This is a genomic window from Phocaeicola coprophilus DSM 18228 = JCM 13818, from assembly GCF_000157915.1.
Classification (GTDB): domain Bacteria; phylum Bacteroidota; class Bacteroidia; order Bacteroidales; family Bacteroidaceae; genus Phocaeicola; species Phocaeicola coprophilus.
On sequence record NZ_EQ973643.1, the window covers coordinates 109,080 to 127,144 of the forward strand.

General features: G+C 46.7%; 14 protein-coding genes. 3 read left to right on the top strand and 11 right to left on the bottom strand.

Going from position 1 to position 18,065, the window contains the following annotated elements:
- The first annotated feature begins 8 nt into the window (after positions 1-8).
- Positions 9-1,676 carry a starch-binding outer membrane lipoprotein SusD gene (gene susD / locus BACCOPRO_RS08385; protein ID WP_008142751.1) on the top strand — a complete coding sequence of 556 codons (1,668 nt, stop codon included), beginning with the start codon at positions 9-11 and terminating at the stop codon, positions 1,674-1,676.
- 169 nt (positions 1,677-1,845) lie between these two features.
- The gene (locus BACCOPRO_RS08390) at positions 1,846-3,189 is read left to right on the top strand and encodes a FimB/Mfa2 family fimbrial subunit (protein ID WP_081446924.1); all 1,344 of its coding nucleotides are present in this window, start codon (positions 1,846-1,848) and stop codon (positions 3,187-3,189) included.
- Positions 3,190-3,327: 138 nt separating this feature from the next.
- On the opposite strand, the gene BACCOPRO_RS08395 is transcribed toward BACCOPRO_RS08390, so the two are convergent.
- Both BACCOPRO_RS08395 and gpmI read right to left on the bottom strand, forming a co-directional pair.
- A complete protein-coding gene (locus BACCOPRO_RS08395) occupies positions 3,328-3,909 on the bottom strand; it encodes a DUF3109 family protein (protein ID WP_008142756.1) in 582 nt (193 codons plus the stop codon).
- A gap of 135 nt (positions 3,910-4,044) precedes the next feature.
- On the bottom strand, positions 4,045-5,562 hold the full coding sequence (gene gpmI / locus BACCOPRO_RS08400; protein ID WP_008142758.1) for a 2,3-bisphosphoglycerate-independent phosphoglycerate mutase: 1,518 nt from the start codon (positions 5,560-5,562) through the stop codon (positions 4,045-4,047).
- Between the two features lie 187 nt (positions 5,563-5,749).
- On the opposite strand from gpmI, the gene BACCOPRO_RS08405 reads away from it, so the two are divergent.
- On the top strand, positions 5,750-6,985 hold the full coding sequence (locus BACCOPRO_RS08405) for a GTP-binding protein (protein ID WP_008142761.1): 1,236 nt from the start codon (positions 5,750-5,752) through the stop codon (positions 6,983-6,985).
- A gap of 88 nt (positions 6,986-7,073) precedes the next feature.
- Here BACCOPRO_RS08405 and rnhB read toward each other — a convergent pair whose 3' ends face one another.
- From rnhB to rimP, 9 genes are all read right to left on the bottom strand, one after another.
- A complete protein-coding gene (gene rnhB, locus BACCOPRO_RS08410; RefSeq protein WP_008142763.1) occupies positions 7,074-7,676 on the bottom strand; it encodes a ribonuclease HII in 603 nt (200 codons plus the stop codon).
- A gap of 28 nt (positions 7,677-7,704) precedes the next feature.
- On the bottom strand, positions 7,705-8,946 hold the full coding sequence (locus tag BACCOPRO_RS08415; RefSeq protein WP_008142764.1) for an aminotransferase class V-fold PLP-dependent enzyme: 1,242 nt from the start codon (positions 8,944-8,946) through the stop codon (positions 7,705-7,707).
- Positions 8,947-8,964: 18 nt separating this feature from the next.
- A complete protein-coding gene (gene sufD, locus BACCOPRO_RS08420) occupies positions 8,965-10,317 on the bottom strand; it encodes a Fe-S cluster assembly protein SufD (RefSeq protein ID WP_008142766.1) in 1,353 nt (450 codons plus the stop codon).
- A complete protein-coding gene (sufC, locus tag BACCOPRO_RS08425; protein WP_008142768.1) occupies positions 10,314-11,066 on the bottom strand; it encodes a Fe-S cluster assembly ATPase SufC in 753 nt (250 codons plus the stop codon). Before sufC ends, sufD begins: the two co-directional genes overlap by 4 nt.
- Positions 11,067-11,104: 38 nt before the next feature.
- A complete protein-coding gene (sufB, locus tag BACCOPRO_RS08430) occupies positions 11,105-12,556 on the bottom strand; it encodes a Fe-S cluster assembly protein SufB (RefSeq protein WP_008142770.1) in 1,452 nt (483 codons plus the stop codon).
- Complete coding sequence (locus BACCOPRO_RS08435) at positions 12,529-13,062, bottom strand: CvpA family protein (RefSeq protein WP_040311393.1); 534 nt, start codon at positions 13,060-13,062, stop codon at positions 12,529-12,531. Before BACCOPRO_RS08435 ends, sufB begins: the two co-directional genes overlap by 28 nt.
- 108 nt (positions 13,063-13,170) lie before the next feature.
- Positions 13,171-16,143, bottom strand: coding sequence for a translation initiation factor IF-2 (gene infB / locus BACCOPRO_RS08440; RefSeq protein WP_008142775.1), 2,973 nt, complete (start codon positions 16,141-16,143; stop codon positions 13,171-13,173).
- A 102-nt stretch (positions 16,144-16,245) separates the two neighbouring features.
- Positions 16,246-17,502, bottom strand: coding sequence for a transcription termination factor NusA (gene nusA, locus BACCOPRO_RS08445; RefSeq protein WP_008142777.1), 1,257 nt, complete (start codon positions 17,500-17,502; stop codon positions 16,246-16,248).
- Positions 17,503-17,505: 3 nt separating this feature from the next.
- Positions 17,506-17,973 carry a ribosome assembly cofactor RimP gene (rimP, locus tag BACCOPRO_RS08450; protein ID WP_008142778.1) on the bottom strand — a complete coding sequence of 156 codons (468 nt, stop codon included), beginning with the start codon at positions 17,971-17,973 and terminating at the stop codon, positions 17,506-17,508.
- Positions 17,974-18,065 lie beyond the last annotated feature (92 nt).

Genomic DNA, 18,065 nt, shown 5'->3' on the forward strand with positions numbered 1-18,065 from the left:
ATTTCAATATGAAAAAGACATATCTGACACCCATCTTGTCCGCTGTTCTGCTTACGGCAACGGCAATTACAGCTCCCTCCTGTATCAATGACTTAGACATCAGCTCCATTGATCCGCAAAGCTCTTCAAGCTTTGACCAACAGGGAACTTTCGTAAAACAATATGCCCTTCTCGGCCTGACCGGACAGAAAGGACTGGCCGGGACTCCGGACCTGGACGGACAGGATGAAGGAGAATCCGGTTTCTACCGAACGGTCTTCAACTGTAACGAACTTCCTACTGACGAATGCGTATGGGTATGGCAAGACAATGTAGATATCCCTCAGTTTACCAGCATCGCATGGAACTCATCCAGCCAGCGAACTGAATGGGCTTATGTCCGCCTGGGCTACAACATAACCCAGATGAACTTCTTTCTTGATCAGATAGCCGACAAGACAGATGAAGAAAGCCTCCGCCAACGGGCCGAAGTAAGATTCCTGCGTGCTCTTCACTACTGGTATTTCCTGGATCTTTTCGGAAAAGCACCGTTTAAGGAACACTTTGACAACGAACTCCCGACGGAGAAAAACGGACAGGAACTTTACAATTATATTGCTCAAGAGCTCGAAGCTTCTGAAGATGATCTTTATGAACCGGGACAGGCTCCCTTCGGACGTGCCGACAAAGCAGCCAACTGGCTTCTTCATGCCCGTCTGTGCCTGAATGCAGAAGTCTATACAGGAACTCCTGACTGGGAGAATGCCAGAGCTTATGCCAATAAGGTCATTCAGTCAGGAGCCTACGAACTTTGTAACGACTACCGGCTGATGTTTATGGCCGACAACGACCAGAATCCGGATGCCATGAAAGAAATCATCTTCCCTATTCGCCAGGATGGTATGAAAACCCGCAATTATGGTGGAGCAACCTATCTGATATGCGGAACACGTACAGGAGGCATGCCCCACATGGGAACGACCAACGGATGGTCTTGTCTGGTGGCCCGCAAAGCTCTGATCGATAAATTTTTCCCGGAAGGAAACGTGCCCATGATTCCAGAGAATGTCCAGATTCCCGGACAGGAAGAATTTGCAGATGACGAAGCAATCGATGCATGGGATGAACAGTACGGCGTACGTACCATTGACCTTATTGCCGCAGCCGGCGATGACAGAGCCATGTTCTACTCGGGAGCCGGAGGTGGAAGAAGAACCCTGTTTCCGGAAGCCATCACAGGATTTCAAAGCGGACTTTCCATTGTGAAATGGCAAAACATTCGCTCTGACGGGGCTGCTACCAGTCATACAGAATATCCGGATACCGACATTCCACTTCTCCGTCTGGCCGAAGCCTATCTGACCAGAGCCGAAGCATCTTATCGGCTGAATGACACCGAAAGTGCCTGGCAAGACATCTGCACACTGAGAAACAGCCGCCAATGTAGCGTCATGCCAGCTCCCGGAGAGATTACGGAAGACTATCTCATTGACGAATGGGCACGTGAATTTTATCTGGAAGGCCGCCGTCGCAGTGATCTTGTACGATTCGGGCGATTCACCTCCGGCACTTATCTCTGGGACTGGAAAGGAGGTACTCGCGAAGGCAAGGCCGTCAGTGAAATCTATAACCGCTTCCCGATTCCGGATACCGACCTCAACAATAATCCCAATTTGACCCAGAACGAAGGGTATTAGAATTTTTCTCAGGTATATTTCCTATTCAGGACAAATCTCCCCGGCTTTGAAAAAACAAAGACAGCCGGGGAGATTTCTTTCTCTCTCATGGTACATTCCCCCAAGAAGCAGGTACACATTCCGGCAGCAGTGCGTTTATGTGATAAAACCTTTATCATTACAGATACACATGAAAAGACTAGCGTTACCCTGCTTATTCTCTGTCTTCCTCATCCTGTTGTCTGCTGCGTGCAGCGGCTATATGCCGGACGAAGATGAGGAAACATCTGCAACCGAAACCTCGGAATGTCACCTGCAACTGGCCGTCAGAAGTACTGACGAAGTAAAAATCAACTATCCGCTTTCCGTATTCCTGTTTGATGACACGGGCGAACTGGTGCTTCAGACCGAAGTATCTGATGCAGAAACTCCTTTCACTCACAGTCTCAATAAAGGAGAATACATCCTCTCAGCCTTTTCCGGCCTGAGCGAAGATGACTTCACGCTGCCGCTGGAACCGTTATCCACCAGCTATCTCTCCATTAAGGAACCCATGAACAGCCGGCTCCCACTGATGAGCGGACAAAGCCGGATCCAGCTGAAACAGCCTACGGAAGTCACACTCACTCTAAGTTATGTCGTGTCAGCCCTGCAATTCTCTTTCACAGGTATTCCGGCCGATGCTACGGAAGTCAGTCTTCAGGTCTCTCCCGTAAGTACAGGATATTCCTTCGATGGCAATTACAAAGAAGATACAGATGCCTGTTCCGTAAGTTGCTCATTGAAAGAAAATGTATGGACAGCAGGTCCTGTCTACGTACTTCCTTCCACCTGGTCAAAAGCCCACCTGTCCATCACCGTAACCCGTCCCGGCAAGAACGAAACCTACAGCTATACCTATGCTGAATCGCTCAGCCCCGGCCAACCTTACAACTTCAGTGGCAGTTATTCCGAAGGAGTCAGTCTGGAAGGAAACTTCGAGATAGAAGGATGGAAACCGGCTGTCGATATAGAATTTGATTTCAGTACAGGGGACGACAGTGATACGGAACAGCCGGAGGAACCGGAAGAAGGAGAAAATCCTCCTCTGTCTGGTGACGGAGTACTTTATGCTTCTTCACTGCCGGAAGCCAACTCGATCTGGGAGGACTACTATGTATGGAAAACAGAGCCGGCAGGAAACAATGCGGTCAATGCCATTCTGATAGCACCCGAGCAATGGTATGAACTGGCTATTGACGGAATGGAGCGACTCGAAACGTATGAAATCAACGGACTGACCGACTGGCGTGTGTTTACGGAGACAGAGGCTAGAGAATTAATTCAATTTCTGCAAGGAGCTACCATTGAAAGCTTAAATGAACTGTTAAGTCAGGCTAGTATGGATCAAATCCTTTATACCAAAGAAGAACGTTATCTATGTGCCGAAGGAAACAAATCATTTTGCCTTAAAACCAAGACCTGTACCAACATCGGAACTAAAACAAACTACTATCTCCGCCCAGTAAAAACCGTTTGCATCAAGCTAAAATAAAAGGCTCCTTACAGCGCATTAAATCAACAGGTTAGGGATACATTAAAAACGTTTCGGCGTTTGAAGTAAAAGAACGAATTCTTTTGTTTCAAACGCCGAAACGTTTTTTTAAAAGGCCGAAGCCTTTTTCCCGGTTTCTCAAAGCATACCTTGCTTTTTCAGCTCATCTACTGCAATCTCCAGTTCACGATACCAGTCTTCACCAAATTTACGGATCAGAGGTTCGCGAAGGAACTTATAGACAGGAACATTTTCCTTTTCGCCCAACAGGACAGCAGCCTTACAGACATCCCAGCGATGATAGTTCACAGCCTTATAGGGACCATAATCTCCCACACGAACCGGATAAAGATGACAGGAAACAGGTTTGTAGAAATCCGTCTTTCCGGCCCGGAAAGCTTTCTCTATGGCGCAATAACAGTAACCACGTTCATCGTAACAGGTAAAGACACAATCCTTACCGCCGACAATCGACGTAACCAGATCACCTTCGCTATCCGTATAAACCACTCCCTGACGGTCAATAACTTCCCGCGCTTCGGGACTCAGTTCCTCCCAGATTACGGGAAGGACTTCCTCAAGCTTTTCCACTTCTTCCAGTTCTACCGGTGCTCCGGCATCACCTTCTATGCAACATTCTCCCTTACAGGCATCCAGATCGCAGAGAAATTTCTCACGCAGGACGTCAAGACTCACCACTACATCATCTATCTGTATCATATTCTGTTCGTTATCGGTTAGATTGAAACACCTTGCAAAAGTACAAAAAATCCAAGAGACAACAAGCCCTCCGGCAGAAAGTAAATTCCGGGCCGGAGGGCTTGCGATAAATTATGTAGAACCGTCAGAGGCGGTTTACTTAATCAGATCCTTACCTGTCATTTCAGCAGGCTGAGGCATGCCGAGGATGTGCAGGATAGACGGTGCAACGTCAGCCAGTACACCATTCTCAACTTTTGCATCCTTGTTGTCTGTTACATAAACAAAAGGCACAGGATTCAGAGAGTGAGCAGTGTTCGGAGTTCCGTCTGCATTCAGTGCATGATCAGCGTTACCGTGGTCAGCGATGATGATCACTTCGTAACCGTTAGCTTTTGCTGCTTCTACTGTATCTTTCACACAGTTGTCGATTGCAACCACAGCCTTTTCGATAGCTTCATAAATACCGGTATGACCCACCATGTCACCATTTGCATAGTTCACAACGATGAAGTCATATTTCTGGGTTCCGATAGCTTCAACCAGTTTATCCTTCACTTCGTAAGCACTCATTTCAGGTTTCAGGTCATAAGTAGCTACTTTCGGAGAAGGAACCAGGATACGGTCTTCCTGATCATACGGAGTTTCACGTCCACCATTGAAGAAGAAGGTTACGTGTGCGTATTTTTCAGTTTCTGCAATATGCAGCTGAGTCTTTCCGTTATTTGCCAGATATTCTCCCAGAGTATTCTGAACGTTTTCCTTGTCGAACAAGATATGTACGCCCTTGAAAGAAGCATCATACGGAGTCATGCAATAGTACTGCAAACCCGGAATTGTATGCATGCCCTGTTCCGGCATATCCTGCTGAGTCAGAACGATAGTCAGCTCTTTCGCACGGTCGTTACGATAGTTGAAGAAGATCACTACATCGCCTTCCTTGATGGTTCCGTCGAAACCGCCGTTTACAATCGGCTTGATGAATTCGTCGGTTACACCTTCATCGTAAGATTCCTGCATGGCCTGTACCATGTCGGTAGCAACCTTACCCTGACCGTTAACCAGCAGATCGTAAGCTTCCTTCACACGTTCCCAACGTTTGTCGCGGTCCATTGCATAGAAACGTCCTACGATAGAAGCGATACGTCCGGCAGACTGTGCACAGTGAGCAGTCAGCTGTTCGATGAAGCCTTTTCCGCTCTTCGGGTCTGTATCACGTCCGTCCATGAAACAGTGGATGAAAGTAGTGTCCTGCAAACCGTATTCCTTAGCAATGTCGCAAAGTTTGAACAGATGATCAAATGAAGAGTGAACACCTCCATTAGAAGTCAATCCCATGAAGTGGATGTTCTTTCCGTTTTCTTTAGCGTATGAGAAGGCTGAAACGATTTCCTTGTTCTGCAGGATGCTGCCGTCAGCGCAGGCACGATTGATCTTTACCAGGTCCTGATAAACAATACGTCCGGCACCGATATTCAAGTGACCCACTTCTGAGTTACCCATCTGTCCGTCAGGCAAACCAACATTTTCACCGCTTGCCTGAAGCTGTGAGTGAGGATAGTTGGCCAGCAGACTGTCCCAGTAAGGAGTGGGAGTATTGAAAATCACATCGTCCTTCTGATGGTCGCCACAACCCCAACCATCCAGAATCATTAAAAGAGCTTTCTTAGCCATAATCTTATGTTTTTAAGTTGATAATGTTCCTTTGTTTACAACGTGCAAAGGTACAAAAATCCGAAGCACCTGCGAAACTTTTTACCATTATTATCATTTTCCGGCCAGCTTCCCGAACGAGAAGAACCCGAAAGTGAACACATTGAAAAATAAATCGTAATTTTGCAGCGTTTATTATCCAACTACAATGAATACAAAAGAAATACCCGTACTGCTCCTGACCGGTTATCTGGGCAGTGGAAAAACAACTCTGGTAAACCATATCCTTTCCAACCAAAAGGGAATCCGCTTTGCGGTTATTGTCAACGATATCGGTGAAGTAAACATTGATGCCGACCTGATTCAAAAAGGGGGCGTCGTAGGCAAAAAAGACGAAAGTCTAGTCTCCCTGCAGAACGGCTGTATCTGCTGTACGCTGAAGGCTGACCTGATCGAGCAAATTCTGGAACTCATGAAGCAGCAGTGTTTCGACTATATCGTCATCGAAGCCAGCGGTATCTGTGAGCCGGAACCTATTGCCAATACAATCTGTTCCATTCCCCGACTGGGAGGGGCTTATACCAAATACGGCATCTGCCGTCTCGACAGCATCGTAACTGTCGTGGATGCCTTGCGTCTGCAGGATGAATTTGCCTGCGGCGATAACCTTACCCGCCCGAACATCGGAGAGGAAGACATCGAGAATCTGATTGTCCAGCAAATAGAATTCTGTAACATCATTTTGCTGAACAAAGCTTCGGAAATCAGTCCGGAAGAATTGAAACGGATTTGTCAGATCATCCGTACGCTGCAACCTCGCGCAGAGATCATCGAATGTGATTACTCGAATGTGGAACTGGAAAAGATTCTTCATACGCATCTGTTCAATTTTGAACAGGTCGCAACTTCTGCCGGATGGATCCGGGGCATCGAACGTCCTGCAACGGAAGAAGAAGAACTGCAGGCTTATCCGGGACATCACCATCATGAAGAGGAACATCATCACCATGAGGAAGGTCATCATCACGAAGAAGGGCACCACCATGAACACCACCACGAGGGAGGAGAAGTGGAGGAATACGGTATCAGCACATTTGTGTACTACCGGCGTCCCGCCTTCGATATCCACAAGTTCGACCATTTCATTGCCACCCGCTGGCCCAAGAATGTAATCCGTACCAAAGGCGTGTGCTACTTCAAGCACAATCCTGACATGTCTTTCCTGTTTGAACAGGCCGGAAGACAGAAAAAGCTGACGGAAGCAGGCTTGTGGTATGCCACAGCGCCTGAGGAAGACCTGATTGCACTTATGCAGCAGGAACCCGGACTGATGCGTGACTGGGATGAACATTACGGAGACCGCATGGAAAAACTGGTTTTCATCGGACAAAATCTGGATAAAGAACAACTGACACGCGATCTGGACGCTTGTCTGGACGAGTAAGCATTTACAAGATATGAACAGCCCCTGTTAATAACTTTGCGGCTATTAACAGGGGCTTGTTTATTGGGTAATATAGCATTTACCGAATTCAGAAATCAAAGGAAAGCTGTCCGTCACCAGTCAGATTGAAACTCATGCGGTGATAGGGCGTTACACCCCATTTTTTGATCGCCTCCCGATGCTTGACGGTCGGATATCCTTTATTGCTCTTCCAGTCGTATGCAGGATATTCCTCAGCCAGACGGTTCATATAGTCGTCACGATAAGTCTTGGCCAGAATAGATGCCGCTGCAATTGAAAGATACTTTCCGTCTCCTTTGACAATGGTCGTATGGGGAATATCCGCATACTTGTTGAAACGGTTGCCGTCAATCAGCAGATGCTGCGGACGGATCTTCAACTGATCAATGGCCCGGTGCATGGCCAGAAACGAAGCATTCAGAATATTAATCCGGTCTATCTCCTCCGGAGTCACCACACCGACAGCCCAGGCCAAAGCCTCACGCTCAATCACTTCACGCAAGGCATAACGCTGTTTTTCGGTCAGCTTTTTGGAATCATTCAGCAGTTCGTTCCTGAAATCATGGGGAAGAATGACGGCAGCCGCATAAACAGCCCCCGCCAGACATCCTCTTCCGGCCTCATCACAGCCGGCCTCTGTCAGTTCCTGATGTAAATAAGGTAATAACATAATCCCTCTCTTTAACAGCGAATCAGGCTCAGAACATCTTCGCAACCCGCTGAATACCTTCAACCAGGTAATCAATTTCCGCTTTCGTATTATACAGGCCAAAGGAAGCACGGGCTGTTCCTTCTACTCCCAGGCGGTGCATCAGCGGCTCGGCACAATGGTGTCCTGTACGGATGGCAATGCCCAGCCGGTCGAGTAAAGTACCCAGATCCAACGGGTGAATATTACCGACCTGGAAAGAAATGACACCTTCCCGATGCGACGGATTTCCGAAGATATGCATATCCGGAATTTCGCTTAAACGCTGGAGGGCATACTGTGTCAGTTCATGCTCATAAGCAGCAATACGATCCATTCCGATGGTACTTACATAATCAAGAGCACGTGCCAAAGCGGTTGTTCCTACATAATCGGGAGTACCGGCTTCAAACTTCAGAGGAAGTTCCGCAAAGGTTGTACCGGAGAAGCTGACCGTATGGATCATTTCTCCTCCACCCTGATAGGGCGGCAGACGGTCAAGCCATTCTTCTTTCCCATAGAGTACACCGATTCCTGTCGGACCATATACCTTGTGTCCGCTGAACACATAAAAGTCAGCATCCAGTTTCTGAACGTCCACCGGCTGATGAGGGACCGCCTGGGCTCCGTCCACTAGTACCGGAACACCATGGGCATGTGCGCGGGCTACAATCCGTTCTACCGGATTAACCGTTCCCAACACATTCGAAACATGTGCTACCGAAACCAGTTTGGTACGCGGAGTAAACAGCTGTTCCAGCGCATCTTCCATCAGTTCTCCACGATCATCGATCGGAATCACCCGAATCACAATGCCGGAGCGCTCTGCCTGCAATTGCCAGGGAACAATATTGCTGTGATGTTCCATCTGCGAAACAATGACCTCGTCACCCGGTTTCATCTGGCCGGCCACAAAACTGGAAGCCACCAGATTGATACTCTCTGTCGTTCCACGGGTGAAAACAATTTCACGGGTAGAACGAGCATTGATGAAACGACGTACCGTCTCGCGTGCAGCTTCATGCAACTCTGTAGCCTGCTGAGACAAGAAATGCACTCCGCGATGTACATTGGCATTCACGGAATAATATTCATTCACAATGGCATCCACCACACAACGTGGCTTCTGGGTCGTAGCCCCGTTGTCCAAATACACCAGGGGCTTGCCGTATACATCCCGGGAAAGGATCGGAAAGTCTTCCCGGATACGGGCTACATCATATTGCATGGAAATGGATTTTTCCTGAGTCATGATCTATCTATTTCAAAATTACTTACATAATGCACATCCGCGGCACTTGCTCAGCTCACCCCGGAAACGTTTTTCCACCAGCTGGTGCAAACGGTCACGCAAAGCTTCCATCCGGATGCGGTCGGTCACTTCGTTGACAAAGGCAAACATCAGCAAGAGACGAGCTTCACGCAGGCTTACACCACGCTGCTGCATATAGAACAGTGCATTCTCATCCAGCTGTCCTACCGTAGCACCATGAGAACATTTTACATCGTCTGCATAAATTTCCAGCTGAGGCTGTGTGTACATACGTGCTTCACGGGTCACGCACAAATTCCGGTTGGTCTGAAGCGAAGAAGTACGTTCTGCGCCCGGACGAACCAATACCTTACCGGCAAATGCTCCAACGGCACGTTCATCAAGTACATACTTGAATAACTCATTGCTGGTACAAGCCGGTGCACGATGATCAATAAAGGTATGATTATCTACCTGCTCGTCACGGTCAGCAATTGCCATACCACAAAGATCAACTTCTGCTCCCGGACCATCCAGAACTACATGTACTCTGTTACGTGTCGTTCCGTTATGCAAGGTAACGCCATTCAGCAATACCCGGCTTCCAGCAGACTGATGTACATACAGGTTACTGAAACGAACGGTACTGTAATGCGTTTCCTCCAGCTCGTAAAGATCCAGTGATGCATTTTCACCGACAAAGACTTCTGCCACCTGGGTAGAAAGGAAATTCACTTCATCCATTGCGTGATCACAGATCAGCAGTTTGGCCTGAGCTCCTTCCTCCAAAATTATCAGCAAGCGGCGGTTGACCAAAGTAGCCACATCCGCACGCAAGATATTCACCAGCTGGATCGGCCGTTCTACAACCACGCCTTTGGGGACATACATCACAACACCATCCTGAGCAAATAAAGTATTGAAAGCTGCCAGTGCATCTTCCGAAGTATCTGCCAGATGTGCATAATATTTTTTTATCAGCTCCGGACGACGAGTGGCTATTTCGCACAGACTGCCGAATTCCACACCTTCCGGAAGAGAAGCTGTCGGAGAGTCATGGCGGTCGAATGCATCATTCACAACAAAATAAAGTGAAGTACTCATGTTCGGTACATCACACTTGAACACCTCATACGGATTAACCGGAATCTCCAGACGATTCAGGTTCAACCCATAATCGGGAGCAAAATACCGTCCTACATCCGTATACTTGTAATCCTCCTGCTTACGGGTCGGGAAACCCAGACGCTCAAAATCAGCAAAAGCTTTCGAACGCGGAGCATTCAGTACCTCGGCACTATGACGGCAAATCATGGCCTCATACTGAGTAAAAAGGTCTATGTATTGCTGTTCGGGTCTTTCCATAATCATTCTCCTAATTCTTTCTTGATCCAGTCATAACCTCTTTCTTCCAGTTCCAGAGCCAGTTCAGGACCGGCAGTCTTCACAATGCGTCCTTTGTAAAGCACATGAACAATATCCGGTTTGATATAATCCAGCAGGCGCTGGTAGTGAGTAATAACGATACAACTGGTTTGAGGAGTTTTCAGTTTATTGACTCCTTCGGCCACAATACGCAAAGCGTCAATATCCAGACCAGAGTCTGTTTCATCCAGAATACTCAGTTTCGGTTCCAGCATGGCCATCTGGAAAATCTCGTTACGTTTCTTCTCTCCACCTGAGAAACCTTCATTGACGGAACGGTTTGCCAGTTTGCTGTCCAGTTCCACAATTTCCCGTTTCTGGCGCATCAGTTTCAGAAACTCACTGGCTGTCAGTGCGGGAAGGCCTTTATATTTACGCTGTTCATTCACAGCAGCACGCATAAAGTTCACCATGCTTACTCCCGGAATTTCCACCGGATACTGGAAAGAAAGGAACAAACCTTCATGGCTGCGGTCTTCAGGCGACAAGGCCAACAAATCCTTTCCACCAAAAGTTACAGAACCTTTTGTTACTTCGTAAGCAGGATGTCCTACCAGCACATTGCTCAATGTACTCTTTCCGGAACCGTTGGGTCCCATGATTGCATGTACTTCACCTTCCTTGACTGTCAGGTTGATACCTTTCAATATTTCTTTGCCGTTGATGCTGGCATGCAAATCTTTTATCTCTAACATATACTAATCTATCTAATTAAGAATATCTTCTTCTTTTCCTAACCCACACTTCCTTCCAGAGAAACAGACAACAATTTCTGTGCCTCAACAGCAAACTCCATAGGCAATTTGTTGAGCACTTCCTTGGCATATCCGTTTACAATCAGCCCGATTGCATCTTCTGTGTTAATTCCACGCTGATTACAATAGAACAGCTGATCCTCTGAAATCTTGGACGTCGTAGCTTCATGTTCAACAATAGCTGTCTCGTTATGGATATCCATATACGGGAAAGTATGTGCACCACACTGGCTGCCCAACAGCAAAGAATCACACTGGCTATAGTTACGTGCATTATCTGCGCGTTCAGACACTCTTACCAGACCCCGGTAGGAATTCTGGCTTTTTCCTGCACTGATACCCTTGCTGACAATAGTCGAACGCGTATTCTTACCTAAATGAATCATCTTGGTACCTGTATCAGCCTGCTGGAAATTATTCGTAACAGCAACGGAATAGAATTCAGCCGTTGAGTTATCTCCACTCAAGATACAGCTGGGATATTTCCAGGTAATTGCAGATCCGGTCTCTACCTGTGTCCATGACAGCTTGCTGTCCACACCCTTGCAATTTCCTCGTTTCGTCACAAAGTTATAGACACCTCCCTTTCCTTCTGCATCTCCCGGATACCAGTTCTGCACAGTCGAATATTTCACTTCCGCACGATCCAGCACCACGATCTCTACAATGGCCGCATGCAACTGGTTCTCATCACGCATCGGAGCCGTACATCCTTCCAGATAAGAAACATAGCTGTCATCATCTGCAACGATCAGGGTACGTTCAAACTGACCAGTATTAGCAGCATTGATTCGGAAATACGTGGACAACTCCATCGGGCAACGTACGCCTTTAGGTATGTACACAAAAGATCCGTCACTAAACACAGCCGAGTTCAGGGCAGCAAAGAAATTGTCCCGATAGCCTACCACTGATCCCAGATATTTCCGTACCAGATCCGGGTGTTCGCGTACAGCCTCACTCATGGAACAAAAGATAATTCCTTTCTCCATCAAAGTTTCCTTGAAAGTTGTCTTGACAGAAACCGAGTCCATGACCGCATCTACAGCCATTCCGCTCAAAGCCATCTGTTCTTCCAAAGGAATACCCAACTTATTAAACGTCTTCAAAAGTTCAGGATCCACCTCATCCAGACTCTTGGGACCTTCCTTCTTCTGGGTAGGATCTGCATAATATGAGATAGCTTGATAATCAATTTCGGGGATATTCAGATGTGCCCATGTAGGCATTTCCATCGTCAGCCAGTGACGGTATGCCTTCAGACGGAACTCCAACAGCCATTCCGGTTCTCCCTTCTTGGCAGAGATCAGCCGTACCACATCTTCATTCAACCCTTTCTCGATAATATCAGTATGAACATCCGTCGTAAAGCCGTATTTATACTTCTCTTGCGTCAGTTCTTTTACATATTTATTGGGTTCTTGTTGCATATATCAGTATCTATTAATTGTTTAGTCGCATCCTTGATTACAGGAATAAAAACTCCGGAGAGACTCTCCATCGAATAATATAACACGGATTCCTTCTTTTTTGTTGACTGAATCAGGCTGTCTTCCGAATCTATGTATTCAATCAGAGCAATCACCAGACTGATCAACAGAATGTATTTCAAGGCTCCCAGTCCGGCTCCCAACCATCGGTTTACAAATCCCAGATGAATTGAATCAACAGCCTTTGTCAGCAAAGTTGCAGCCAGAGATAATCCGACAGGCACAACCAGCCAGATAAGCAGGAAAGCCAGTCCACGGGCAAAAGTCAATGAAGTTCCCGTTTCCATAGCGAGTTTCTCTCCCACTGAAGCATACAGTGCCCGTGCAACCAACAAGCCTGCCACCAGTCCAACTACCGAAGCCAGCTGACGGATAAACCCTTTGGAAAATCCGACAACGGCCCCCAGGCCTACAATGGCTATCATAATCCAATCGATGGTTTGCATATCCCTCCACATGAAAAAATGGGAACCGGAAACTGAAGACCGGACAGGCATTCCGCCAGACCCTTCCATTCAAGTTCCAGTTCCCACCTTATATATTATAGCAACCGCTTAGAGCGTCTGCTTAACTTCAACTTCTTCGTAGGTTTCGATCACGTCTCCCACTTTCAGATCGTTACATCCTGCCAGGCTGATACCGCATTCGAAGTTCGTTCCAACTTCTTTCACGTCATCCTTAAAGCGTTTCAATGCATTGATATTTCCTGTAAAGACTACAATACCATCACGAATCAGACGAGCCTTATCCGTACGTTTCACCTTACCGGTCTTAACCATCGCACCGGCAACCATTCCGACCTTGCTGATGTTAAATACTTCACGCACTTCGATAGTAGCAGTCACCTGTTCCTTCAATGTCGGAGCCAACATACCTTCCATTGCAGACTTCACTTCCTCTATCGCATCGTAAATGATAGAATATTTACGGATATCTACACCTTCCTGTTCAGCCAGTTTCGCTGCATTGGAAGAAGGACGTACCTGGAAACCGACGATAATTGCATCAGATGCAGCAGCCAGAGATACATCAGACTCTGAAATCTGTCCAACACCCTTGTGGATTACATTTACCTGAATCTGTTCTGTTGACAACTTGATCAGAGAGTCGCTCAAAGCCTCAACTGAACCATCCACGTCACCTTTCACAATTACATTCAGTTCATGGAAATCACCCAGAGCCAGACGGCGGCCCACTTCATCCAGCGTAAGCATCTTCTGCGTACGCAAGCCCTGTTCACGCTGCAACTGCTCACGCTTATTTGCAATTTCACGAGCTTCCTGATCTGTATCAAATACATGGAAAGTATCACCAGCCGCAGGAGCACCGTTCAATCCCAGGATCAGAACCGGTTCTGAAGGTCCTGCTTCTTTCAAACGCTGGTTACGTTCGTTAAACATCGCCTTAACCTTTCCGTACGAAGTTCCGGCCAGTACGATATCACCGACATGCAGTGTACCGTTGGAGATCAATACAGTTGCCACATAACCACGTCCCTTGTCCAGAGATGATTCGATAATGGAACCGGTAGCCTTACGGTTCGGGTTTGCCTTGAGGTCAAGCATTTCAGCTTCCAGCAATACCTTTTCCAGCAATTCCTTGACACCGGTACCTTTCTTGGCTGAAATATCCTGAGACTGGTATTTACCACCCCATTCTTCCACCAGGAAGTTCATGGCAGCCAGTTCTTCCTTGATCTTATCCGGATTGGCATTCGGTTTATCCACCTTATTGATTGCAAAAACAATAGGTACACCAGCAGCCATTGCATGGTTGATCGCTTCTTTGGTCTGCGGCATCACATTGTCATCGGCAGCAACAATAATAATTACCACGTCAGTTACTTTCGCACCACGTGCACGCATGGCAGTAAATGCTTCGTGTCCCGGAGTATCCAGGAAAGTAATACGGCGGCCATCCTCCAGCTTCACATTATATGCACCGATATGCTGAGTAATACCTCCGGCCTCTCCGGCAATTACGTTGGCTTTACGGATATAGTCCAGCAAAGAAGTCTTTCCGTGGTCGACATGTCCCATCACTGTTACAATCGGAGCACGCGGCTGCAGATCTTCTTCCGCATCAGCCTCTTCTTCAATAGCCTGTGCAACTTCTGCACTGACATATTCTGTCTTATAGCCAAATTCCTCAGCCACCAGATTAATAGTCTCGGCATCCAGACGCTGGTTGATTGAAACCATGATACCCACACTCATACACGTAGAGATAATCTGAGTAACAGGGACATCCATCATGTTTGCGAGCTCATTTGCTGTCACAAACTCTGTCAGCTTCAGAACTTTGCTTTCTTCCAGTTCCAGTTCTTCCTGTTCGAGCTGACGGTTCTGTATGTTTTCGCGCTTTTCTTTTCTATACTTAGAAGCCTTGCTCTTCGTCTTACCGGTAAGACGTGCCAAAGTTTCTTTTACCTGGCGAGCTACATCCTCATCACTCACTTCAGTCTTAACCACCGGTTTTCTGAAGCGATCCTTAGCATGTTTGCCACTGCCTTGTTTTGCGTCCGACTTACCTGCAGCATTTTTATCTGCACGTGAAACCGGAGACGCTCCCATATTACCAGTAGCATTTATATCTACCCGTTCCTTGTTGATCCGGTTTCTTTTTTTCTTTTTGGTTCCGTCATCAGCCATCATCTTACCCGTCTTTTCATCTGTTTTCCGGATTTCGCGAATGATGGCATCCTTCATTTGCTTACGCTGTTCCTGACGTTGTTTGTCTTTCTCCTCCCGTTCCTTTCTCTTTTCTTCTTTCGACTTTTTCTTCGGTCGGGTGGACTGGTTCAAAGCCGCCAAATCAATTTGGCCTACTACATTAATCTTTGACTTAAATTCAGTAGGACGAATTTTAAACACTTCGTCTCCATTGTCCTGCTGAGCGGTCTGCTCTGCTTTCAGGTTATCTTTCTTTTCTTCTTCCATCCGCTCTGGTTTCAATTCTTCAGCCTTATTTTCGTTTTTCTCTTTTGGTTCTTTATCTGCTGTAATCGGGGAGTCTGCAATGCTTTCAGCAGCATTTACCTTCGGCTCCTCGGTTGTTGTCGGTTCAGAAACAACTTTCTCTACTTCTTCTTTCGGAGAACTGAAAGTCTGTTTGGTTTCTTCTGCGGACAAGGTCTGTTCCGGTGCAGGAACAGCTGTTGCCTTTCCACTCTTTCGGTTCAATGCATCCAGGTCAATTTTCCCGACAGGCTTAAACTTCGGACGCACATCTTCGGGCACCAAAGTCTGGGTAGTCTGTTCCGCAGACGAGTCCTTAGCCTGCGACTCTTCTGACAAACGGGCATTTCGGTTCCGGTCCTTTCCCTGCCGTTGTTGGATTATCTTTTCCGACTTCATTTTCAAATCTTTATCCTTACTGAACTCCTTCACGAGCGCAGCATACTGTTCTTCGGTGATCTTCGCGTTCGGACTTGCTTCAATCGAATAACCCTTTTTCTGCAAAAAATCCACTACGGTTGTGATCCCTACATTTAAATCTCTTGTTACTTTATTCAGTCTAATCGTCATACGCTTTTAAAAAAATTGATAATTGAGAATTGAAAACTCGGGGCCGATCATCCATACGGCAAAGAAAGGGAGAAGCAATCTTCCCCTTTCTTGACTTTATACTTAGGCTTCGAACTCGGCTTTCAGGATTCTCAATACGTCATCTACCGTATTTTCTTCCAAGTCAGCCTTCTCTATCAGCATCTCACGCGGAGCGTTGAGTACACCCTTGGCAGTATCGATGCCGATGCCTTTGATTGCATTAATGACCCACTCGTCAATTTCATCTTTAAATTCATCGAGATAGATATCTTCGTCAGTGGCGCTTTCATCCAGTTCACGATAGACATCAATGGTATATTCTGTCAGCATACTGGCAAGCTTGATATTCATACCGCCCTTACCGATAGCCAAAGACACTTCTTCCGGTTTGAGATAAACCTCTGCTTTCTTCTCATCTTCGTGCATCACGATAGAAGAGATCTTTGCAGGGCTCAATGCACGCTGGATAAACAACTGGATATTGGATGTATAGTTGATCACATCAATATTCTCGTTGCGAAGTTCGCGTACGATACCATGAATACGAGAGCCTTTCACACCCACACATGCTCCTACCGGATCAATACGGTCATCATACGACTCTACTGCAATCTTGGCACGTTCACCGGGGATACGGGCAATGCGGCGGATGGTAATCAGTCCGTCTGCAATTTCCGGAACTTCCTGTTCAAACAAACGCTGCAGGAACATCGGAGACGTACGGCTCAGGATAATCTTCGGATTGTTACCCGGATTGTCTACACGAGCAACTACGGCACGCGCTGTTTCTCCCTTACGGTAGAAATCTCCGGGGATCTGTTCGGTCTTCGGAAGAAGAAGTTCATTACCTTCATCATCCAGCAACAGGATTTCTTTCTTCCAGATCTGATAAACCTCAGCACTGATCACTGTACCGACTTTGTCAATATACTTGTTATACAGACTGTCCTTTTCCAGCTCCAGAATCTTGGATGCCAGTGTCTGTCTCAGGTTCAGGATGGCCCGACGTCCGAACTTTTCGAAGATCACTTCATCCGTTACCTCTTCACCAATCTCATACGAAGCATCGATCTGACGTGCCTGAGAAAGCGAGATCTGACTGTTGGGATTCGTCAAATCTTCATCTGCCACTACCTCACGATTGCGCCATATTTCAAAATCGCCTTTATCGGGATTCACGATCACATCGTAATTTTCGTCAGTGCCAAACATTTTCGCAATTACACTGCGAAAAGACTCTTCCAACACGCTCACTAACGTAGTGCGGTCGATATTTTTCAATTCCTTAAACTCCGAAAATGTGTCAATCAGGCTGACTGTTTCCTCTTTTTTGGCCATAACTTATTTAAAACTTATTAAATATTTGGTGTATTTTATCTCATCATAAGTGAAATGTAACTCATGTTCAACCCAACGGGGACGTTTGGCTCCTTCCGGGCGTTCACGTACTTCCGTGAGCAATGTAAAACCTTCTTCCGAGGCAGACTGCAGTACTCCATGCAGTTTTCGTCCGTCTTTCGTGCAAACTTCGACTGAACTTCCGACATGGGCTTCATACTGACGCAGGACTTTGAATGGCTGACCAAGACCGGCAGAACCGACTTCCAATTCATAATCTCCCAAACGTTCTCCCAGAGTCTCTTCCAGATAACGACTCAAGTTTACACAGTCATCGATCCAGACACCATCGCGGTGATCGATTTCCACCACGATACGTGAATCTGCACTAATTTGAACATCAACCAGAAAATATTCTTTATCTTCCAGCCACTTATTCACAACATCCGTTATTTCCTGTTTTTCTATCATTGTTATGAGTTTACAACAAAAAAAGGAGCTTTATTGCCCCTCCACCATTCATCCATCTCGCTTGCAAAGATACAAATAATATAATGTACTAC